Here is a 21,735-nt window from a genome sequence, read left to right on the forward strand (position 1 = left end):
CCTCTGGTCGGCGCGGCTGCGCCCGTGGACCCGGGGAGGAAAGGGCCGCCGCCCTATGCCGCGATTGTCCCGCAATGGCAATGGCGGCGATTTCACGCATAGGATTTCACGCGATCGGTTGCGTTTCGGCACTTGCCGGGAACGTTAGCATGTGCATTATGTTGCAATGCACAACGTAATCTCCCCCCTCCTCCCCAAGGCCAGATCATGAGCGAAACCCGGTTGACGCTGATGGAAGCGATCGCGCGCAAGCGCGTCGTGACCGCCCAGTATAATGGCCAGTTGATGAAACTCGCGCCGCACCAGATGTTCGAACGCCGCGGCGACCTGTTCGTCAGCGCGCTCAACCTCGACAAGAGCTGGCGGTCCGACGACGAACGGCGGCTCGGCCAATTCAAGCTCGACGGCCTCGTCGCACCGGCGCTGATCGACGCCAGTTTCGACCCCTTGCCCTCGTTCGAAGCCGCACCGCCGCAAAGCGACGACACACTGCTGCTCGCGGTCTGACCGCCGTACCATAACCGCGGGTCATGGTCGGCCGATGATTCATCCTCGGCGGGGGTGGCAAGCCCCGCGCCGCTCGCTATAGCCGTGCGATGACCACGCTCACCGCATCCGAAACTGCGACGCTCGAACGCGCCGCCGACGCGCCGATGCTCGCGCAGGTCGAACGCTGGGCCGCGGTCAACAGCGGCACCGGCAACCTCGCGGGTCTGAAAAACGTCGCCGGGCAACTCGCCGATGCGTTTGCCACGCTGCCGGGCGAGCTTCGCCTCGTCGCCGCCGATCCGGTCGAGAGCGTCGATGCCGCGGGCCGGGTCAATCCCATCCAGCGCGGCGACCATCTGCATCTGCGCGTTCGTCCCGACGCGCCAGTCCAGCTATTGCTCACCGGCCATATGGACACCGTGTTCGCCGCCGATCATCCGTTCCAGAGCTTGAAATGGCTGGAGCCCGGCGTGCTTAATGGCCCCGGCACCGCCGATATGAAGGCAGGCATTTCGGTGATCCTGGCCGCGCTCTCCGCGCTCGAAGCCTCGCCGTTCGCGACACGTGTCGGTTATGACGTGATGATCAACAGCGACGAGGAAACCGGCAGCCACGCCTCGGCGCGGCTGATTGCCGAACTTGCCGCCGGAAAAACCGCCGCCCTGACCTACGAACCCGCGCTGCCCGACGGCACGCTGGCGGGGGCAAGGCCGGGCAGCGGCAACTTCTCGGTGATCGTCCACGGCCTGTCAGCGCACGCCGGGCGCAACCCCGATGACGGACGTAACGCCCTGCTCGCCGCCGCCGATCTGGCATTGCGGCTCGCAGCGCTCAAATCGCCGACGCTGAAGGTCAATCCCGCAAAAATCGACGGCGGCGGCCCGAACAATGTCGTCCCCGACAGCGCGATCCTGCGCGTCAACATGCGGCCGTCGACCCCCGCAGCGATGACCGAGGCCGAGGCGGCGTTGCGCGCCGCGGTCGCCGCGGTATCGCGCGAACATGATGTGCATTGCCACATCCACGGCAATTTCAACCGCCCGCCCAAACCGCTCGATGCCGCGGCGACGCGTTTGTTCGAACTGGTGCAGAGCTGCGGCGCCGCGCTCGGCCTGCCGCCGATCCGCTGGAATGCGACAGGGGGCGTCTGCGACGGCAATAATATCGCCGCCTGCGGCATTCCGGTCGTCGATACGATGGGGCCGCGCGGCGGCGCGATTCATTCAGCGGACGAATTTCTGGTCGTCGATAGCCTCGCCGAACGCGCGCAGCTTTCGGCGCTCACCATGATACGCATAGCGGAACGGGGGACAGTGTGAATTACGTGATCCGGGCAGCCAAGCCGGGCGATTTGCAGAGCATTTACGAGATGGCGAAGCTGACCGGCGGCGGCTTCACCAACCTGCCTCCCGACAAAAAGGCCTTGCGCGCGAAACTCGAACGCACCGAAGCGTCGTTCGCCAGCGACAAGGAATATCCGTCGGACGAACTGTATCTGCTCGTGCTCGAAGACCTCGACAGCGGCGAAGTGCGCGGCACCTGTCAGGTGTTCGGGCAGGTCGGTCAGCGCTGGCCGTTCTACTCCTATCGCATCGGCACCGACAGCAAGCATAGCGAGCAGCTCGGCCGGACCTTTCAGGCGCAGATCCTGATGCTCAGCAACGACCTCAACGGGTCGAGCGAAGTCGGCGGGCTGTTCCTGCACCCCGCGGCGCGCGCCGGCGGGCTCGGGCTGCTGCTCGCGCGCTCGCGCTATCTGTTCATCGCCCGCCACCGCGCGCGCTTTGGCGACCGCATCCTCGCCGAACTGCGCGGGGTGATCGACGAGGCGGGCGGATCGCCGTTCTGGGACGGGGTCGCGGGCAAATTTTTCGGCATGAGTTTTCAGGAAGCCGACCAGTTCAACGCGGTCAACGGCAACCAGTTCATCGCCGATCTGATGCCCAAACATCCGGTCTATATCGCGATGCTGAGCGAGCATGCGCGCAGCGTCATCGGCGTCCCGCATCCCAGCGGCCGCGCCGCGATGCGGATGCTGGAGAATGAGAATTTCGCGTTCGAAAATTATGTCGACATCTTCGACGGCGGCCCGACGATGACCGCGCGCACCGATCAGGTGGCGAGCGTTGCGGGCGCCAAGAATGTCGAGATTTCGGCGATAGCCGGCGCCGATGACATGGGGGGCGACGACGCGCTAGTCGCCACCGGTCACCTCGCCGATTTCCGTTGCTGTTTCGGCAAGATCGGCGACGGATCGACGCTCGACGGCGCTGCCGCGAAGCTGCTTGGCGTGACGGCGGGCGACGAGATCAGCTGGATCGGCCGCTGACATGCTGACCGAAATCAATTTCGACGGGATCATCGGCCCCAGCCATAATTATGCGGGGCTGAGCCGCGGCAATATCGCTTCGGCATCGAACGCGGGCGACGTGTCGCAGCCGCGCGCTGCGGCGCTCCAGGGCATCGACAAGATGCGGCACAATCTGGCGCTGGGCCTGCCGCAGGGCTTTTTCATGCCGCTCGACCGACCCGACGCGCCGTGGCTCGCGGCGCTCGGCACGACGCTGGCCGATGCCGAGGGGCATTTGCGCGCGCAGGCGTGGTCGGCATCGTCGATGTGGGCGGCGAACGCCGCGACCGTCTCGCCCGCCCCCGACAGCGCCGACGGCAAATGCCATCTGACCGTCGCCAACCTGGTCACCATGCCGCACCGCAGCCATGAATGGCCGGGTACGCTGGCGCAGCTGCGCCTCGCCTTTGCCGATCCCGCCTTTGCCGTGCACGCGCCGATTCCCGCGCCGTTCGGTGACGAAGGCGCGGCGAACCATATGCGGCTGTGCAGCGGACACGACGGCGCGGGCGTCGAAATCTTCGTCTATGGCGTCGGCGGCGGCCGCTTTCCGGCGCGCCAGCATCTCGACGCGTCCAAGGCGATCGCGCGTCATCACAACCTTGACCCGAAGCGCACCCTCTTCATCCGCCAGTCGGACACCGCGATCCAGGGCGGTGCCTTTCACAACGATGTCGTCGCGGTGGCGAACGAGCATGTGCTGTTCACCCACGAAACCGCGTTCGAGGACCGCGAAGCCGCGCACGCCGAAATCCGCGCCGCCTTTCCCGCGGTCGAGATCGTCGAGGTGCCGGCGAGCGCAGTGACGCTGCCCGACGCGATCAAATCCTATCTGTTCAACGCCCAACTCGTCAGCCTGCCGGGCGGCGGCGGCATGGGGCTGGTGCTGCCGACCGAGGCGCAGGCGATCCCCGCGGTGTGGAACTGGCTGGAGGCGCATGTCGCGGGTAACGGCCCGATCCGCCGCCTGCTGCCGGTCAATGTCCGCCAGTCGATGGCGAACGGCGGCGGCCCCGCGTGCCTGCGGCTGCGCGTCGTCGCCGACCCGGCGACGGTCGATCCGCGCTTCATCGCCGACGAGGCGAAGCTCGACCGGATCGCCGCGGTGGTGGCACAGCATTGGCCCGAAGCGATCGCGCCGGGTGACCTGGCATCGGCGACGCTAGCCGCGGATGTGCGGCGCGCGCGAGCGACGCTGCTGGACGCAGCGGGGTTGAGCGAACTGGCGTAGCCCGAAGCCCCTTGCGGCAGATTTTGACATAGGCGTCATGCGCATCACCGCGAGGGATGCTCCGGATCGCCAGAACATCGGACGCGCCAAGCGCCGCATCGATCTTTGAAGTCGCCGCCCAGCGGCGACTGCAGGCGCTCTTGTGCGAGCTGGACGATCACGATACGCCTGCCGCCATGTCGATCCTGATACCTGCTCTGCTGCTGACGATGCAATCCGCGACACCCGGCGACTGCGTTTACAACGCCGTGGCACCCGCTGCCCGATCCTCCATCGGTGCGGCGATTGTTGCGAAACGCCCGCGCTCCGACGGCGATATCGAAGCCTTGAAAGATGCCGTTGATCAGTGCGCGCGACCAAACCGCTGGTCGATTGACAGCGCGCTGCACGCCAATGGCTCGGCCGCCATGCGCTTTGCCGCAGACACGCTGGCCAACCAGCTCGGCCATCCTAAATGGAGCGCGAATGCGCTCGCCGTCCTGCGCAACCGGCCGCGCGACCAGGTTCAGAATCTGGCCAAGACCGGGTCGGGCAATGCGGAATTCGAAATCGTGCTGACCCATATGCTGCATAGCGACCCCGCGATCGAAGCGGCACTAAAGGGCGCGAGCGACGAGGCCGTCGAAAAATTCATCCTGATGGTCAAGCTGACCGCCTTGTCAGAGGTCGAGCGGCTCGCGATCTGAATGGCTTGTCCGCGCTGGAAGCGTCATGGGTCCCGGATCAAGTCCGGGATGACGAAAATGGAGCTGGCCGCTTCCCACCCCAAAGCCAACCTGTCCCTTCCCTCATCTGTCGGATTAACTTACAGTTTACCATAACCGCCGCGCCGCAAATCCCCGATTTGCGCCAGTGGCACGGCTCTTGCTGGATAAACTGCGATGTTGAAAAAAATCGGACGCCTGTTCGTCATCAAGACCCGCTTTGAAGCGTGCCTGATCATCTATGCCCTCGCGGTGGGCGCCATGGCGCGCGGCGCCGCTTATCTCCATGAATATCCGGGCCTTGGCGGCCAGCTTTTGCTCGTCGCGTGCAGCGGCGCGGTGTTCCTGGCGGGGGCGAAGATTTTCGATTGCCTGCGCTACGAACAGGCGGCGGCAGCAGCAAAACAGCCGGACTAAGCGCCTGCGGCCTTTCGGATGTCACCCGGATATGCCAAGGCCCGGGGCATGAGCAGGATCAGCGGCCGTCCGGCCATCAGCACCCAGCACGTCTATGGCCTGACGCTGCGCGTGGCGCGCTGGCGCGCCGGTCAATCCGGGTCCGCGTCCGCCACCCCGCTGTTGTTCCTGAACGGCATCGGCGCCGATCTGGCCGCCGCCGCGCCGCTGCTCGCGCAGCTGCACGGGCGCGAGGTGTGGACGCTCGATATGCCGGGGGTCGGCGGCTCGCCCGACGCGCTGCTGCCTTATGGCGCGCCGACGATCGCCGCGGTGGTGATGGAAATTGCCGACCGCCTTGGTCACCAGATCATCGACATTGCCGGGTTCAGCTGGGGCGGCGCGCTGGCGCAGCAAATCGCGATCCAGTTTCCGGGGCGCGTCCGCCGCCTGGTGCTGATGGCGACGACGCCGGTCATGGGCGCGCCGGGGATCGGCTGGGGGGCGCTGTTCGACGACGACATGCAGGCCAGCGGGCTGAAAATCCAGACCGCGACGCCGCTTGGTATTGCCTATCAGACCGCGGCGATGGCGGGGTGGACCAGCGCGGCGTATCTGCCGGGGCTGAAGGCGTTGCCGACGCTGGTGCTGATCGGCGAGCGGGATGGCGTCATGCCCGCCTGCTATGGCCAGATGCTCGCCAGCCTGATCGACGGCGCGGTGCTGGAAGTGGTGCCGGGATCGCACCTCTTCCCCTTCACCCATGCCGCCGCGATTGCGGCGCGGATCAGCGCGTTTCTGGACCAGCCTGCGGCGGAGCAACAAGCCGCCGCGTAAGGAAATCGGCGATCGCCGCCGCGGTCGCGTCGGGGTCTTCCTCCATCGGCAAATGGCCGATATTCTTGAGCAATACGACTTCGGACCCCGCCATCCGTTCGTGGAAGGTCTGCGCCGCGCTGGGATTGATGATCCGGTCCTTGTCGCCGAACAGGATCAGCGTCGGCGCCTTGATCTCTCCGACACGCGCCGCCATTGCGGGTTCGCGGTTCAGCCGCGCGCGCAGCACCGTCGCCTCGCGGTTGCCGGGAAAGCGGAGCAATTCCCAATAACGATCGATCGTCGCGTCATCGATGATCGTCTGCTTCTCCACCGAACCGCGCAGCGACTGTTCGACCAGCGCCCGCGGGGTGATCTGGGTCGCGAGCCAGCGCCCGAGCGGATATTTCAGGATCCGGAAGCCGACATTCGATTCGGGGGCTTTCTCTCCCTTGCGGAGCGGCATACCGGCGGCGTCGAGCAGCAACAGCGCATCGACGCGCGCAGGCTGCGCGAGCGCGTAACGCCACGCGACCCAGCCGCCCATCGAATTGCCGCCGAGGATGAAATGGTCGAGCCCGAGCTTTGCCGCGACGACATCGACCGCCGCCGCCATACCGTCGGCGCCATAATCCTTGTCGGGGGTGCCGCCGGTCAAGCCATGGCCGGGCAGGTCGAGCGTGACGATGCGGTAGTCGGCGCCCAGTCGCTGCACCAGCGGTTCCCAGGTATGCAGGCTGCTGTTCGACCCGTGCAGCAGGATGATCGCAGCGCCGTCGCGCTTGCCCCGATCGCGGTAATGGATGCGCTGCCCGGCCGGCCCCGCGGCAAACGCCGCGTTCGGGCCGCCATATTTGGCGATCATCGCGTCGCGATCGGTATCGGACGTGCGGAGCGCGAGAAAGATCGCGAGGATCGCGACGAGCAGCCCGAGCGGGATAAGCACCCGCTTGCGCCGGAGCAATGGACGCCGCGGCGGCGGTGGCCGGTCAAAATCTTCGTCGTCGATCGTCATCACGCGCCCCCCTCAAGGCCGGGGCGAACCTAGCGCCCCAACGCGGCGCGTCAATCCGCGCTATTCGTGGATCGGGCGGCGAAAGGTTTCAGGCAGGAAGAACAGCCCGATCACGACGGTCAGCGCCGCGACGACGACCGGATACCACAGGCCGTAATGGATATTGCCCGTCGCGGCGACCATCGCGAACGCCGTCGTCGGCAGGAAGCCGCCGAACCAGCCGTTGCCGATATGATAGGGCAGCGACATCGCGGTGTAGCGGATGCGGCTGGGGAAGAGCTCAACGAGCAGCGCGGCGATCGGACCGTAGACCATCGTCACCAGCAGCACGAGGTAGAAGAGGATGGCGACGACCAGCGGCTTGTTCATCGCGTCCAGGTCGGCCCTGGCCGGATAGCCCGCGGCCGCGGTCGCGGCGGCCAGCTCCTTGCGGAACGCTTCGGCGGCGGCGGCGCGGTCTTCCTCGGCCAAGCGCCACGGTTCGGGCGCGATCAGCACGCGGTCACCGATCCACACATCGGCGGCCTCACCCGTGCGCCGCGCGCGCGTCACGCTGGTGTAGCTGACGCCCGCCTTTGCTAGCGCCGATTTGGCGATATCGCAGCCGGTACTTTCGAATTTCTCCTTACCCACCGGATCGAACTGGAACGCGCAGGCCCCCGGGTCGGCGTTGACCCGCACAGCCGCGCTGGCCTGCGCTTTCGCCATCGCCGGGTTGGCGGCGGCGGTCAGCATCTGGAACGCCGGAAAATAGGTGAGCGCGGCGAGCGCGCAGCCGGCGAGGATGATCGGCTTACGCCCGATCTTGTCGCTGAGCCAGCCGAACAGGATGAAGAAAGGGGTACCGAGCGCGAGCGCGATGGCGATCAGGATGTTCGCCGTCGCGCCGTCGACCTTCAGCGTCTTTTCGAGGAAGAACAGCGCATAAAATTGCCCCGAATACCAGACGACCGCCTGCCCCGCGACCGCGCCGAACAGCGCGATGATCACCCATTTGAGGTTGCCCCAGCGGCCGAAGGCTTCGGTCAGCGGCGCCTTTGACGTCGTGCCCTCTTCCTTCATTTGTTTGAAGACCGGGCTTTCCTCGAGCTGGAGGCGGATCCACAGCGAGACGCCGAGCAGGAGGATCGAGATCAGGAACGGGATACGCCAGCCCCAGTCGGCGAACGCCGCCTCGCCGATCAGCGTCCGGATGGTGATGACGACCCCCAGCGCCGCGAACAGGCCGAGCGTCGCAGTGGTCTGGATGAAGCTGGTGAACAGGCCGCGTTTGCCCTCGGGCGCATGTTCGGCCACGTAAGTGGCGGCGCCGCCATATTCGCCGCCAAGGGCCAGCCCCTGCACCAACCGCAGGACAACAAGCAGGATCGGCGCGGCGACGCCGATCGACGCGTAGCTGGGCAGGATGCCGACAAGGAAGGTCGACGCGCCCATCAGACCCATGGTGACGAGGAAGGTGTTCTTGCGCCCGACGAGATCGCCGATGCGCCCGAACACGAGCGCCCCGAAAGGCCGCACCGCAAAGCCCGCGGCAAAGGCCGCGAGCGCGAAGATGAAGCCGGTGGTTTCGTTGACGCCCGAAAAAAACTGCGCCGATATGACGGTCGCTAGCAGGCCGTAGAGGTAGAAATCATACCATTCGAACACGGTGCCGAGCGAGGAGGCGAGGATGACCTTGCGCTCGCTCTGGCGCGTATCGATGGGTGATTTTGCCCCTGCGTCAGTCATCCACTAGACCCTTTGCCCTTGTCGTCAGGCAAAGGGTCTAGCGGGTGTCAGCTTGGCGTCAACGGCAGCCATCCGTCATTGCGAGGAGCGAAGCGACGCGGCAATCTCCAGCTATCGGCAAATGCTGCCCGATGGCTGGAGATTGCTTCGCTTCGCTCGCAATGACGGCCGTTGCGGGCATCAACCGACGCGCGTCACCGCACCCTTATGCGCGCCGACGCTCTTGTTGCGCGGGCGGAAGCGGCGCTTGCGCTGGCCTTCAGCGCCTTCACCGGCCACACCATCGCGGCGCGGGCCACGTTCGCCTTGCGGCTTACCGCTATTGCGCCCGCGATTGGCGTCCTGACGCTGGCGGCTCGGGTCGCGGCCCTGGCTGCCAGTGTCGCGCGGACCTGCAACGGGCTTGGGCAAATTACGCACCAGCTCGTTGAAATTCTCGGGCAGCGGCATCGGTTCGGACTTGCTGCGCGTGACGCGCTCGATGTCCTTCATATAGGGCCGCTCATCGGGCGCGATGAAGCTGATCGCCATGCCCTCGGCGCCGGCGCGCGCGGTGCGGCCGATGCGGTGGACATATTGTTCGGGCACATTCGGGATTTCAAAGTTGATCACATGGCTGACCCCCGACACGTCGATGCCGCGCGCGGCGATGTCGGTGGCGACGAGCAGCTTGATGTCGCCCGAACGGAACGCCTGCAGCGCGTGGGTGCGCTGCGACTGGCTCTTGTTGCCATGGATCGCCATCGCCTTGATCCCGGCGCCCGCGAGATGACGCACGACGCGGTCAGCGCCATGCTTGGTGCGGGTGAAGATCAGCGCGCGATCGATGTCCTGGGTCGCGACCACCGAGTGCAGCAGCGCCTGCTTTTCCTTTTGTTCGACGAAGGTCGCGAACTGGCGGATCTTTTCGACCGTGGTCGCCTGTGGGGTGACCGACACGGTGACGGGATCGTTGAGGAACTGTTCAGCCAGATGGGCGATTTCCTTCGGCATCGTTGCCGAGAAGAACAGGTTCTGGCGGCGCGACGGCAGCAGCTTCGCAACGCGGCGCAGCGAGTGGATGAAGCCCATGTCCATCATCTGGTCGGCTTCGTCGAGGACGAAGATTTCGACATCGTCGAGGCGCAGCGCGCGCTGATCGATCAGGTCGAGCAGGCGGCCCGGGGTGGCGACGAGGATGTCGACGCCGCCCGACAGGTCGCGGATCTGCTTGTTGATCGGCACGCCGCCGAACACCGTCGAAACCGACAGCTTGGTGAAACGGCCATAGTCGCGGCAGCTCTGCGCGATCTGCGCCGCTAGCTCGCGCGTCGGCGCGAGGACGAGCATCCGGCAGCCGCGCGGGGTCGGGCGATGCGGATAGGTCAAAAGATGATGGATCGATGGCAGCGAGAAACCGGCAGTCTTGCCAGTACCGGTCTGCGCGATACCGCACAGGTCGCGGCCCTTCATCAGCGGCGGAATCGCCTGCATCTGGATCGGGGTCGGGACGGTATAATCCTTGGCGGCAAGCGCGCGATTGATGTCGGCGTGCAGGCCAAAGTCGTTAAAAGTCGTCATAAAATACTCACTATGGGCGACGCGCAGGCGCATCCGTTCGCATCGAACGGACGGCGCACGGCCGCGGGTTCGAAACGACCCGCGTGAAAGGGTGCCTCTGGGGACAAAGCGCTGGTCCGGCTCGTCCCGCCCTGAGTTTGGGCGGGAAAATCACGCTGCCGGTGGTTACGGCGGGTCATCCCGCCATGCTGCGCTGCACAATATATCGCATAGAGATGGTGATTTGGCAAGCGTTTAGCGAAAGATGATAAACAGTCCGACCGCGATCACCAGCAGCGCGAAGCCATGGCGCAGCAGTTTTGCGTTCGTTTCGATGCGGCGGAGCAGCGGCATCGCGGCCAAAGTTCCAACCGCCCCGCCAGCGACGAGCGCCGCGAACAGCGGCCAGAGGAGCTGGCCGTGCAGCGCGTAAGTGGCGCTGGTCGCGCCGCCGAACAAGGTCACCGACACGAGCGACGACGCCGAAGCGTTGGCGAGCGTCATACCGGTTGCGGCCATCAGCCCCGGCGCGATCAGAAAGCCGCCGCCGATGCCGAAGAAACCGGCCGCCAAACCCGCGACCAGCCCGACCGGCGCCAATTTCCATACCATTGTCGGGGTCAGACGGACCGCGGGGTCGCCTTCATTCTTGCGCGGGATGAGCATCGACAGCGCGATGGCGATCATCGCGACGCCGAAAGCACGGATCAGGAAATCGCCGTCGATCTGCATCGCCAGCCGGGCGCCCACGACCGATCCAATCAACCCCGCGGTGGCAAACACGCTGGCGCACGGCCATTTGACCCGCCCAGCCTTGGCCTGCGCGATCAGTCCTGTCGCGGCGTTCACCGCCACCGCGGCAGCAGAGGTCGCGATCGCGGCGTGGGTATCGACCACTCCGACGACATAGATCAGCCAAGGCGTCGCGAGCACCGATCCGCCGCCGCCGAACAACGTCAGCAGCAGCCCGATGAGAACGCCGCCAAGCGCCGCGAGGAGCAGCGTTTCGATCAACGCACGCGGCCGCGCTGTGCATAGATGAAGAGCAACGCGCCAAGGATCGCGACATTTTTGAGCAGTGGCCCGACATGGCCGGGCGCGATGTGGACCGACACAGTAATCGGCACCAGCGTGATGAACAGCAGGAGGGCCGACAAGCGTTGTAGGAGCCCCAATGCCAGCAGCAGCCCGAACAGGATGAACACCCCGCCGCTGAGCCACAGCAGCATCGCCGGATCGCCAATGGCCACAACCTGATCGCGCCACGGCGATTCATCGATGCGTTGCAGCATTTCGTCCAACTGGACGAAATGGCCAAGCCCGCCGACGATGAAGATCAGGCTGAGCGCGATACGAAAAATCGCCTCGGCGCGGTGCGAAAGCCAGCGCGGTGACCATAACCCACGATCAAGGTCGCGAAGCCAAGCCCATGTCGCGCGCATCAAAGCGCCGTCCGGCGGTTCCACGGCGCCAGCATCAGCAGCCGCGCCATGCCGCAAAAGCCGCTGATCCCCGCGAACAATAGTCCGGCGCCAACGAACGCCGACAGCCCGAACCAGGCGGGCGCGACAAAGGTGCCGAGCAATGCTCCGATCAGGATGAGCGTGCCGGCCGCAATCTGGACCTGGCGCATGATTTCCAGCGGCGCCGAGGCGTCGGTCGCCACCGGCAAGCCCGCCTTTTTCCAGGCGTCGAGACCGCCGTCGAGGACGAAAGCATCGCCCGAAATGCGCGCCGCCAGTCGGTCGCACGCACCCGCGGTGCGCGCGCCCGAACGGCAGGTGAAAATGACGTCAGCGGCAGGATCGATGCCGAGGTGCGACTGTTCCCACCCCGACAAGGGCTGCGAGTGCGCGCCCGCAATGTGCGAGCGGGCAAATTCGTCGGCCTCGCGAATATCGACCAGGATCGCGCGGCCGCTGTCGAGCCGGGCGCGGACATCGAGCGGCGCGAGGCTGTTGATGGTGGCCGTCATGGTCATTTCCTCATTTCGGGGGGACAGAAAAGTTCGGCGAGCGTCTCGATCACGCGCATCGCGGCGGGATCGTCGAGACGGTAAAAAATCGCCTGCCCCTCGCGCCGCGTCGCGACGATGCCTTCGGTGCGCAGCAATGCGAGATGCTGTGACAGCGCCGATTGCGACAGGCTGACGTGCGACTGGATATCGCCCACAGCCATTTCGCCGTCGGCAAGCTGGCAGAGGATCATCAGCCGTTTTTCGTTGGCAAGGAGGCGGAGGAGCGTCGCAGCGCGCCCGGCGCTTTCTTCGAACAGGCGGAGGTCAAAGCGGGTTAGATCGAACATAGCACCAATATATTAGTTGATTCTAATTTAGCAATTCCTAATATATATGCAAAGGAGATTTCTCATGACCGCCGCTTCCCCTCGCCCCGACGTCGCCGGCTTTTTCGACGCCGCGACCAATACGATCAGCTATATCGTTGCCGATCCCGCCACCGGCACAGCGGCGATCGTCGATCCGGTGCTCGATTTCAGCCAGCGCGACGGTCGCACCTCGACCGCCGGGGCTGACCGGTTGCTCGCGGAAATCGAAGCGCGCGGGCTGCATCTTGCCTATGTGCTCGAAACCCACGCCCATGCCGACCATCTGACCGCGGCGCATCACATCCACGAACGCACCGGCGCGCCGATCGTCATTGGCCGCCATATCGGCGACGTGCAGCGCATCTTTGCGCCGCTGTTCGGCGCCAACGATGTTGTACCCGATGGCAGCGCCTTTTCGCGGCTGGTCGATGAAGACGACACGCTGCCGCTAGGCGAGCTGACGATCGGCGTCATCCACACGCCGGGCCACACGCCCGCCTGCGTGACCTACACGATCGGCGATGCCGCCTTTGTCGGCGATACGCTGTTCCAGCCCGACTATGGCACCGCGCGCGCCGACTTTCCCGGCGGCGACGCCGCGACGCTTTATCGGTCGGTCCGCAAGATTTTCGCCCTGCCCGCGAACACCCGCGTCTTTACCTGTCACGATTACCCGACCCAGGATCGTAGCGAACCCGAATGGGAATCGACCGTCGCCGAGCAGCGCGCTGGCAACGTCCATGTCCATGACGGGGTCAGCGAAGCCGATTTCGTCGCGATGCGCAGCGCGCGCGACAAGGGTTTGGCGGCGCCGCAGCTAATCCTGCCGTCATTGCAGGTCAATATTCGCGCGGGCGCGCTGCCGCCGGTTGAAGCCGATGGACGCCGCTATTTGCGGATTCCGCTCGATACGATCTGATCCGCGCCAACGCGCTTGAGTCGCCCGCGGTGCTGCGCCAAGGTTGCGCGTAAAGCGGGAGAGCGCGGCATGGCGGAAAAAATCATCGTTATCGACGAGGGGACGACCTCGACCCGGACGATGCTGTTTGCCGCCGATGGGGTACCGCTCGGCAGCGCGCAGCGTGAGTTTCAGCAGCACTATCCCGGTCCCGGGCTGGTCGAGCATGATGCCGCCGAAATCTGGGAAGCCACCCTCGCCTGTACCCGCGCAATGATCAAGAAGGCGGGCGGTGCGGACAAAATCGCGGCGATCGGGATCACCAACCAGCGCGAAACGATCGTATTCTGGGATCGCACCACCGGCGAACCGCTGGCGCCCGCGATCGTGTGGCAGGACCGCCGCACCGCCGGCGACTGCGCGGCGCTGAAGGAGGCGGGGCATGAGGCGGCGGTGCAGGCGACGACCGGGCTGCTGCTCGACCCCTATTTTTCGGGGAGCAAGATCGGCTGGGCGCTGAAGAATTGGCCGCAGCTTCGCGAAGCGGGCGAGCGGCTCGCGGTCGGGACGATCGAATCCTATCTGATTTTCCGCCTGACCGGCGGTGTCCATGTCAGCGATGCGACCAATGCGTCGCGCACCTTGCTGATGGATATCAATGGTGCGGGCGGCTGGGATGCCGGCCTGTGCGACCTGCTCGGCGTGCCGATGGGTCTACTCCCCGAAATCACCGGCTGCACGACCACCGTCGGCACGACCGATCCATCGCTGTTCGGCGCCGCGATCGCAATCTGCGGCATGGCGGGCGATCAGCAGGCGGCAACGATCGGGCAGGCGTGTCTGTCGCCGGGGCAAACGAAGGCGACCTTCGGCACCGGCGCCTTCATCCTGTCGGCGAGCGGGACGGTGCGCCCGCACTCCAAAAACCGCCTGCTCGCCACGGTGCTGGTCCAGGAGGGCGACACCCGCTCCTACGCGCTCGAGGGATCGGTGTTCGTTGCGGGCAGCCTGATCAAATGGCTGCGTGATGGGCTGGGGCTGCTGTCCAATGCGGCCGAAAGTGAAGGGCTGGCGCGGTCGATCGAGGACAATGGCGGCGTCTATCTGGTCCCTGCCCTCACCGGACTCGGCGCGCCGCACTGGCGCCCCGACGCGCTCGCTGCGCTGTCGGGGCTCAGCTTTGCGAGCAGCAAGGCGCATGTGGCGCGCGCCGCACTGGAGGCGCAGGCGTATCAAGCGCACGACCTGAAATCCGCCTTCGCCGCGGACGGCGTCGATTGGGCCGACCTGCGCATCGACGGCGGCATGGCCGCGAACGACTGGATGGCGCAGGACCTCGCCGACATGCTCGACCTGACCGTCGAGCGGCCCGACTTTGTCGAAAGTACTGCACTGGGCGCGGCCATGCTCGCCGCCACTGGCGCGGGCCTGTATCCCGATCTGGCGAGCGCGGCCAACGCGATGCGCGGCACCGCGACGCGCTTCACGTCGGCGCTGGATACCGACAAACGCAAAACGCGCCTCGCCGGGTGGCAAAGCGCGCTTGCAAAGGTTTTAGGCTAAAGTGCCGAAGCGGCTTAGCGCTTGAGGGTGAGACCACCGAAGCGCTTGTTGAACTTGGCAACCTGACCCGCAGCGTCAAGCATGCGGCCGTTGCCGCCGGTCCAGGCCGGGTGCGCCGTCGGGTCGATTTCGAGCGTCATCGTGTCGCCCTCTTTGCCCCAGGTCGAGCGCGTCTGATATTCGGTGCCATCGGTCATCTTGACGGTGATCATGTGATAGGCGGGGTGAATGTCTTGTTTCATGTCTTTGGCTCCTGTGCCGCTGGTTACCGACCAGCGGGCGCGAGTCTGTGCGTCCGGGGACGCGAAGGTGCGGCCTTTAGTGGCCAATGGGGTAAAATGCAACACCCCCTCGTCATGCCGGACTTGATCCGGCATCCATTGCTGCGAGGGCGTCATGGACCCCGGATCAAGTCCGGGGTGACGAAAAAAACAGCGTCCGTTACTAGTCGCTCGGCGGGTCGGCGATCATCGCGGTGAACTGACATTCTGCTGCCAGCACGCCGTCCAGCATCGCCTTGCCTTCAAACCGGCAGACGCTGCGCTTGGCCTGGATGATCGTGGCGTGCAGGTCGAGCAGACAGCCGGGTTCGACCGGCTTGCGGAACTTCGCCCCGTCGATCGCCATGAAATAGACGAGCTTGCCGGTGCCGGCGAGCCCCATCGATTCGATCGCGAGGACGCCGGCGGCCTGCGCCAGCGCCTCGACGATCAAAACGCCCGGCATGATCGGCCGACCGGGGAAATGCCCCTGGAAAAAGGGCTCGTTCATCGTCACCGCTTTGACCGCGTGGATCGACGTGTCGGGCACGATCGAGACCACCCGGTCGACGAGCAGCATCGGATAACGGTGCGGCAGCAGGGTCAGGATCCGGCGGATGTCCACCGGTCCCATTGCTCCCGCCACATTTTCCCCGTCGGCCATGACGCTTATCGGGTCGTCGGTGCGGTGCCGGTCGGCGCCGGCGCCGCGGGGGTGGCACCCGGCTGCGCTGCACGGGCGGCGTCCATCAGCTGCTGGTTGCGCTGCTGGACCAGCTGGCCCGGCTGGTAACCGGCCGGAACCGCGATCGACACATTCGGCAGCAGACGGTTGAGCTCGGTCACCACGGCATCGGTGATATCGACGTTGTTTTCACGCGCCAGCACCGCATCGGGGTTGAGCAAAAGGTCGATCTTTTTCGCGGTCATCGCAGCGCGGATCGCCTCGTTCATGCGGACGCTGATCTGGTCTTCGACATACGCGATGGCGAGCTCGACCGGGCGACCGATCTGGCCGAGTTCGGCCTGCGCTGCCTGACGCTTGTTCTGGACTGCTTGGCCGGCAGCCTGCAGGGTGGCCTGGTTCTGCGGCGTCTTTTTCAGCTCTTCATTATATTTGGCGATCAGGACGTTGATTTCGGCCTGCAGCGTCTGGCCGCGCGACTGCTGCTGATCGATTTGCGCCTTGTAGGTGGTTTCGATCTGCTGCGACGCGACCGAAAATGCGTTCGAGCGCGCGGCGGCGACGCGAACATCGGCGACAGCGACGGCTTTCGCCTGGGCGATCGCGGGGACGGCCATGATCGGCGAAACCGACAGCGTGGCGACGGCGAGCGCCGAAGCGACAAGAATTTTCTTCATCAGAATTGGGTTCCTACGTTGAATGAGAAGCGTTTGGTATCATCACCCTCTTCTTTGCGAAGGGCGTAAGCGAAATCGATCCGGAAGGGGCCGAAAGGCGAATTCCAGTTGACCCCGGCCCCGATCGAAACACGCGGCATCCAGGTGTCGCCAAAGAAGCGTTCCTCGAACGGCGGCAGCTGAGAAAAGCCGGCCGGACAAGTCGTGTATTGCCCGGTACCCGTCGTGACGCCGTTGGTGGTCGTGGTCGTTTCCGATGCGAACTGGCTGACGCCCGTCGTCGCGTTGCGGCAGAGAAACTTGGTCAGACCAAAACCCGGGGCGGTCGGATCGGTTTCCCTGAAGTCGGCGAGCGTCGTCAGCGTCGGACGCTTGACGCTGAACACCGAACCGACATCGAGGAAGATCGACGGCCGCAGCCCCAGTTCCTTGGCGCCGGTACCGAGCGGAATATCGAGCTCGATACGGCCCTGATAATAAGCGCGGCCGCCGAGCGCGTCGTCGATCTGGGCGTCGCTGCTCGTATCAAGGATCGGGTTGGCCGGATTGGTCAGATCGACCGTCGCATAGCGGACGACGCGGGGACCGATACCGCGAATGTCGAACCCGCGCATTTGCGGTTCGCCCAGGAAGAAACGGTCGGTCAGGCGGACCTTGTCGCTGGTCGGGGTCGGCGCGCTGCCGAACGGATAGATGTAGCCGCCCTCAGCCGATAGGTTGAGAATGAAGCGGCTGCCGAGGTTGAAATGCTTGCTGCCCGAGGCGCGGGTGCGGACATATTTCACGCTGCCGCCCAGGCCGGCAAAATCCTGGCTGAGCGACAGTGACTGGCCCCGCGTGGGACGCAGGCGATTGTCGCGATCGTCATAGGCGAGCGTATAGCCGACCAGCGAGGTCGTGCGCTTACCGATTGCATCGCACAGATAACGACCGGCAACGAGCGGATCGCACTGGTCGCCAAAGAAATAGATGCCGCGATCGAGCGTCACATCATCATAGTTCAGGCTGTAACGCCCAAAGAAGGACATGAATTCGGTCAGCGGCACACCGGCGTTGAGCTGGAACCCGGTGGTCACCTGCTGGAACGTCGTCTGGCGATCATTGTTGATGAAGTTGAACGAGTTCAAATCGCGGCGATAGACGCTGCCGCCGACCGAGATATTGCGGTCGAACAGATAGGGTTCGGTAAAGCCGAGTTCGATCGACTTCGAATAGCTCGAATAATTGACCGACGCCTGAAGCTGCTGGCCCAGGCCGCGGAAGTTGCGCTGGCGGATCGACGCCTGAAGCAGAAAATTCTCGATCGACGAGAAACCGGCCGACAGCGACAATTCGCCGGTCGGCTTTTCCTCGACATTGGTTTCCAGGATGATGCGGTCGGGGGCGCTGCCCTCCTTGCGCTCGATCTCCAGATTTTCCTGGAAATAACCCAGGCTGTTCAAGCGGTTTTCGGTGCGCTTGATGCCAAAGCTGTTGAACGCATCGCCTTCGTTCAAACGGAATTCGCGGCGCACGACCTTGTCGTGGGTCAGCGTGTTGCCGTTGACGTCGATCCGCTCCACGTAAGTTCGCGGACTTTCGGCGACGTTGAAGGTGATCGCCATCGTCCGGTCTTCGGCGTTGCGGCGGAATTCGGGGTTGATGTCGGCAAAGGCATAGCCGAACAGCCCGGCGGTCTCGCTCAGGCTTTCAACCGTATCCTCGACCAGCTTGGCATCATACCAATCGTCGGTTTTCATCGGCAGCAGCGTCTTCAGCATTTCGGGCTGGAAATCGCGCAGCTCGCTTTTCACATCGACGGCGCCGAATTTATAGCGTTCACCTTCCTCGACGACATAGGTGATGATGAAATCTTGCTTGTTGCTCGTCAGTTCGGCCACCGCCGAAATGACGCGGAAATCGGCGTAGCCGTTAGCGAGATAAAACAGGCGCAGCTTCTGCTGGTCATAGGCCAGGCGATCGGGATCATAGCTGGTATTCGACGACAGGATCGTCAGCAGGCTCGACTCCTTAGTCGCCATCTCGTCCTTCAGATCGCCGTCGCTGAACTTGTCGTTGCCCAGGATGTTGATCTGGCGAACCTTTGACTTCGGCCCTTCGTTGATTTCGAACACGACATCGACGCGGTTCTGGTCGAGTGAGACCATCTTCGGTTCGACCGTCGCGGCAAAGCGGCCCTGGCGTTTGTAAAGCTCGATGATCCGCGCCACGTCGGCGCGCACTTTCGAGCGGGTAAAGATCTGGCGCGGCGCCAGTTTGATCTCGGGCCGGATCTTGTCTTCCTTCAGGCGCTTGTTGCCTTCCAGAATAACGCGGTTGATCACCGGATTTTCGGCGACCTGGATCGTCAGCGCACCATTGTTGTCGGTGATCTGGAAATCCTTGAACAACTCGGTCGCGGCCAGGTCTTTCAAGGCCTGGTCAAGGATCGATCGGTCGTAGCGCTGGCCGACGCGCAGCCGCAGATACGACAGGATCGTCTGGGCCTCGAGCCGCTGGTTGCCGACGACGGTGATCGACTGGACCGTCGTCGCGGCGGGCGCCGCTTCGGGGGCAGGCGCCGGAACAGTGGGAGCAGCGACGGGCGGCGGCGCGACTTCCTGCGCCATCAGCGGCGGTGCCAGCATCGTGCCGGCCAAAAGAAGTGCCGACAGCTGTGTCCGGCCCAAATATTTATGTGAAGCCACGCTGTTCATCCCGAAAAAATAACTCAAAAGCGCCAAACCCGCCTGACCGCCGGTTCGCGCGCACTCCCTGCCCCAGACTCGCTAGCCAATCAAGCGCGCGATCCCGTCCCACAGGCCCAATGAGCCCAAATCGTTGAAAGTCACGACCAGCATCAGGGTAACGACCGCCGCAAAGCCGAATCGGAACGCCCATTCCTGCACCCGGGGCGGAGCAGGACGTCGCCGGACCGCTTCATAAGCGTAGAATAGCAAATGACCACCATCGAGCATGGGCAATGGCAAGAGGTTGATGAACCCCAGATTGATGGAAATCAGGGCAATGAAGAATATCAGCGACGCCAGGCCCAACGTCGCCGCCTGCCCGGAAATTTCGGCGATCTTGACCGGACCGTTCATGTCCTTGATCGACCGGCGCCCGGTCAGAAACTGTCCTAGCACCTCGCCCGTCTGGCGGACGATCTGCCAGGTCTGGTGAAGGCCGACCATCGGTGCTTCGAGCAGCGTGACCGGCTGTAGTTGCGGCGGCGGCGGCGCCAGGCCGATGATCGCCCGCTCATAGTCTTTGCCGAAAGGGTCTTTTTCTTTGACCAGCTGCGGGGTCAGCTCAACCATCCGCTCGCTGCCCCCGCTGACCACGCGGACCTGCATCGCCTCGCCCGGACGGTGCGCCACCGCCATCGAGATATCGCCAAAGACCGCTATCGGTCGGCCGTCAATTTCAACAATTCGGTCACCGGTCCGCAGACCCGCGGTTGCGGCGGCCGATCCCACCGAAATCCCGCCCGCGACCGGCGGTGTCACCAGCTTTCCACCCGCCCACGCGAAGCCGGCGAGGATCAGGATCGCGAACAGGAAATTGGTCACCGGCCCCGCGGCCACGATCAACGACCGTTTCCACACCGGCTGGGCCGGAAAAGTGTGCGATTTCTGTTCGGCCGGCAGGTGCTGCCATTCGGCGTCGGGCTGGCTGACGGCGTCGCGGTCGCCCGCGAACTGGACATAGCCGCCCAGCGGCAGCCAGCCGATTTTCCATTCGGTGCCGCGCTTGTCGGTCCAGCCGAGAATCTTGCGACCAAAGCCGATCGAGAAGGTATCCGCTTTCACCCCGCACCAGCGACCGACGATATAATGGCCATATTCGTGCACAAACACGAGCGGCCCCAGCACCAGCAGAAACGCGAGCACGGTAAAGGCAAAACCAGGGGTCTCAAGCATGTTCATATAGGTCCACAAAGCGCTGGGCAGCCGCGCGGGATGCGGCATCGACGCTGAATATGTCGTGAAGCGACGTGGGTGCTGCCAGCGCCTCGGCATCGATCACCCGGCGCACCGTATCGACGATCGCGGGAAAGGATATGCGCCCCGCCAGGAACGCGGCGACCGCCACCTCGTTGGCAGCGTTGAGCTGCGCCGGGCGGGCGCCGCCCGCGGCAATCGCGGCGCGGCACAGCGCCGTAGCCGGGAAACGGACCTCGTCGGGCGCCTCGAAGTCGAGCCGCGCGATGGTCGCGAGGTCAAGCGGCGCGCATGGCGTCGCCATCCGCTGCGGCCAGGCGAGCGCACTCGCGATCGGGATCCGCATGTCAGGCGAGCCGAGCTGCGCCAGCGTCGAGCAGTCGATATATTCGACCAGGCTATGGATCACCGATTGCGGGTGAACGAGAATTTCGATGCGGTCGAGCCCGACCGGGAACAGATGATGCGCCTCGATCAGCTCCAGACCCTTGTTCATCATGGTTGCCGAATCGACGCTGATCTTGGCGCCCATCGACCAGTTCGGATGCGCCACCGCCTGCGCCGGGGTGACGCGCGCCATGTCGGCGGCGCTCATCGTGCGGAACGGACCGCCGCTGGCGGTCAGGATGATGCGGCGGACCTGATCGATGCGGCCGCCCGCGAGACATTGAAAAATGGCATTATGTTCGCTGTCGACCGGCAGGATGGTGGCACCCGATGCCTGCGCCGCCGCCATCATCAGCGCCCCCGCCGAAACCAGCGCCTCCTTGTTGGCGAGCGCCACATCGGTGCCGGCTTCCAGCGCCGCCATCGTCGGCGCCAGCCCCGCGGTACCGACGATCGCCGCCATCACCAGATCGGTCGGCCGCTGCGCCGCTTCGACCAGCGCGGCGGCGCCGGCGGCGACACCGATGTCGGTATCGGCGAGCGCCTCGCGCAATTCGGCGTAGCGCGCCGTATCGGCGATGACCGCCACATCGGGACGGAATTCGCGCGCCAGCTTTGCCAGTTCGGCAACGTCGCTGTTCGCGGTCAGCACGCTCACCTGCCACCCGTCACCATCGCGGCGGACGAGGTCGAGGGTCGATTGCCCCACCGACCCTGTGGCGCCGAACAGCGAGAGGCGGCGGGTCATG

The 21,735-nt window shown here is 64.9% G+C and carries 22 protein-coding genes; 9 read left to right on the plus strand and 13 right to left on the minus strand.

Annotated features, from left to right (window positions below):
* Window positions 1–207 precede the first annotated feature (207 nt).
* The 7 genes from FFS68_RS10670 to FFS68_RS10700 all read left to right on the plus strand — a co-directional run bounded on the left by FFS68_RS10670 (window position 208) and on the right by FFS68_RS10700 (window position 6,007).
* Entirely contained in the window at window positions 208–507 is a 300-nt protein-coding gene (locus FFS68_RS10670; RefSeq protein ID WP_137753180.1) for a WYL domain-containing protein, read from the plus strand.
* Between the two features lie 89 nt (window positions 508–596).
* Window positions 597–1,808, plus strand: a complete 1,212-nt coding sequence (locus tag FFS68_RS10675) for a hydrolase (protein WP_137753181.1) — start codon at window positions 597–599, stop codon at window positions 1,806–1,808.
* Window positions 1,805–2,818: an arginine N-succinyltransferase gene (locus FFS68_RS10680; RefSeq protein WP_137753182.1), complete on the plus strand. Its 1,014-nt coding sequence runs from the start codon at window positions 1,805–1,807 to the stop codon at window positions 2,816–2,818. Before FFS68_RS10675 ends, FFS68_RS10680 begins: the two co-directional genes overlap by 4 nt.
* Window position 2,819: 1 nt before the next feature.
* A complete protein-coding gene (locus FFS68_RS10685) occupies window positions 2,820–4,070 on the plus strand; it encodes an N-succinylarginine dihydrolase (RefSeq protein ID WP_137753183.1) in 1,251 nt (416 codons plus the stop codon).
* A gap of 56 nt (window positions 4,071–4,126) precedes the next feature.
* Window positions 4,127–4,756: a hypothetical protein gene (locus FFS68_RS10690; protein ID WP_137753184.1), complete on the plus strand. Its 630-nt coding sequence runs from the start codon at window positions 4,127–4,129 to the stop codon at window positions 4,754–4,756.
* Window positions 4,757–4,951: 195 nt separating this feature from the next.
* Complete coding sequence (locus FFS68_RS10695; RefSeq protein ID WP_137753185.1) at window positions 4,952–5,191, plus strand: hypothetical protein; 240 nt, start codon at window positions 4,952–4,954, stop codon at window positions 5,189–5,191.
* Window positions 5,192–5,239: 48 nt separating this feature from the next.
* Complete coding sequence (locus FFS68_RS10700; protein ID WP_137753186.1) at window positions 5,240–6,007, plus strand: alpha/beta fold hydrolase; 768 nt, start codon at window positions 5,240–5,242, stop codon at window positions 6,005–6,007.
* Here the strand turns inward: FFS68_RS10700 and FFS68_RS10705 are convergent.
* The 7 genes from FFS68_RS10705 to FFS68_RS10735 all read right to left on the minus strand — a co-directional run bounded on the left by FFS68_RS10705 (window position 5,958) and on the right by FFS68_RS10735 (window position 12,572).
* Complete coding sequence (locus FFS68_RS10705; RefSeq protein ID WP_137753187.1) at window positions 5,958–7,001, minus strand: alpha/beta hydrolase; 1,044 nt, start codon at window positions 6,999–7,001, stop codon at window positions 5,958–5,960. The genes FFS68_RS10700 and FFS68_RS10705 overlap by 50 nt on opposite strands.
* Window positions 7,002–7,061: 60 nt before the next feature.
* Window positions 7,062–8,729, minus strand: coding sequence for an MFS transporter (locus tag FFS68_RS10710; RefSeq protein WP_137753188.1), 1,668 nt, complete (start codon window positions 8,727–8,729; stop codon window positions 7,062–7,064).
* Window positions 8,730–8,909: 180 nt separating this feature from the next.
* Window positions 8,910–10,289, minus strand: coding sequence for a DEAD/DEAH box helicase (locus FFS68_RS10715; protein WP_137753189.1), 1,380 nt, complete (start codon window positions 10,287–10,289; stop codon window positions 8,910–8,912).
* Window positions 10,290–10,523: 234 nt separating this feature from the next.
* A complete protein-coding gene (locus tag FFS68_RS10720) occupies window positions 10,524–11,282 on the minus strand; it encodes a sulfite exporter TauE/SafE family protein (protein ID WP_137753190.1) in 759 nt (252 codons plus the stop codon).
* Window positions 11,279–11,710: a DoxX family membrane protein gene (locus tag FFS68_RS10725; protein WP_137753191.1), complete on the minus strand. Its 432-nt coding sequence runs from the start codon at window positions 11,708–11,710 to the stop codon at window positions 11,279–11,281. The genes FFS68_RS10720 and FFS68_RS10725 overlap by 4 nt, the downstream gene beginning before the upstream one ends.
* A complete protein-coding gene (locus FFS68_RS10730) occupies window positions 11,710–12,243 on the minus strand; it encodes a rhodanese family protein (protein WP_137753192.1) in 534 nt (177 codons plus the stop codon). Before FFS68_RS10730 ends, FFS68_RS10725 begins: the two co-directional genes overlap by 1 nt.
* Window positions 12,244–12,245: 2 nt before the next feature.
* Window positions 12,246–12,572 (minus strand): metalloregulator ArsR/SmtB family transcription factor, encoded by a 327-nt coding sequence (locus tag FFS68_RS10735; protein WP_137753193.1) that lies wholly within the window; start codon window positions 12,570–12,572, stop codon window positions 12,246–12,248.
* Between the two features lie 64 nt (window positions 12,573–12,636).
* Here FFS68_RS10735 and FFS68_RS10740 point away from each other — a divergent pair, with 64 nt between their 5' ends.
* Window positions 12,637–13,512, plus strand: coding sequence for an MBL fold metallo-hydrolase (locus FFS68_RS10740; protein WP_137753194.1), 876 nt, complete (start codon window positions 12,637–12,639; stop codon window positions 13,510–13,512).
* A 69-nt stretch (window positions 13,513–13,581) separates the two neighbouring features.
* On the plus strand, window positions 13,582–15,054 hold the full coding sequence (locus tag FFS68_RS10745) for a glycerol kinase (protein ID WP_137753195.1): 1,473 nt from the start codon (window positions 13,582–13,584) through the stop codon (window positions 15,052–15,054).
* Between the two features lie 14 nt (window positions 15,055–15,068).
* Here the strand turns inward: FFS68_RS10745 and rpmE are convergent, their stop codons facing one another.
* From rpmE to FFS68_RS10775, 6 genes are all read right to left on the minus strand, one after another.
* Window positions 15,069–15,296, minus strand: coding sequence for a 50S ribosomal protein L31 (gene rpmE, locus FFS68_RS10750; RefSeq protein ID WP_088439403.1), 228 nt, complete (start codon window positions 15,294–15,296; stop codon window positions 15,069–15,071).
* 202 nt (window positions 15,297–15,498) lie between these two features.
* Window positions 15,499–15,978, minus strand: coding sequence for a 3-hydroxyacyl-ACP dehydratase FabZ (gene fabZ / locus FFS68_RS10755; RefSeq protein WP_137753196.1), 480 nt, complete (start codon window positions 15,976–15,978; stop codon window positions 15,499–15,501).
* A gap of 5 nt (window positions 15,979–15,983) precedes the next feature.
* A complete protein-coding gene (locus FFS68_RS10760) occupies window positions 15,984–16,676 on the minus strand; it encodes an OmpH family outer membrane protein (protein WP_137753197.1) in 693 nt (230 codons plus the stop codon).
* On the minus strand, window positions 16,676–19,372 hold the full coding sequence (bamA, locus tag FFS68_RS10765; RefSeq protein WP_137753226.1) for an outer membrane protein assembly factor BamA: 2,697 nt from the start codon (window positions 19,370–19,372) through the stop codon (window positions 16,676–16,678). Before bamA ends, FFS68_RS10760 begins: the two co-directional genes overlap by 1 nt.
* 72 nt (window positions 19,373–19,444) lie before the next feature.
* On the minus strand, window positions 19,445–20,578 hold the full coding sequence (gene rseP / locus FFS68_RS10770) for an RIP metalloprotease RseP (protein ID WP_137753198.1): 1,134 nt from the start codon (window positions 20,576–20,578) through the stop codon (window positions 19,445–19,447).
* Complete coding sequence (locus FFS68_RS10775) at window positions 20,571–21,734, minus strand: 1-deoxy-D-xylulose-5-phosphate reductoisomerase (RefSeq protein ID WP_137753199.1); 1,164 nt, start codon at window positions 21,732–21,734, stop codon at window positions 20,571–20,573. Before FFS68_RS10775 ends, rseP begins: the two co-directional genes overlap by 8 nt.
* Window position 21,735: the final 1 nt, after the last annotated feature.

Source organism: Sphingopyxis sp. L1A2A (assembly GCF_005502465.1).
In the GTDB taxonomy this organism is placed as follows: domain Bacteria; phylum Pseudomonadota; class Alphaproteobacteria; order Sphingomonadales; family Sphingomonadaceae; genus Sphingopyxis.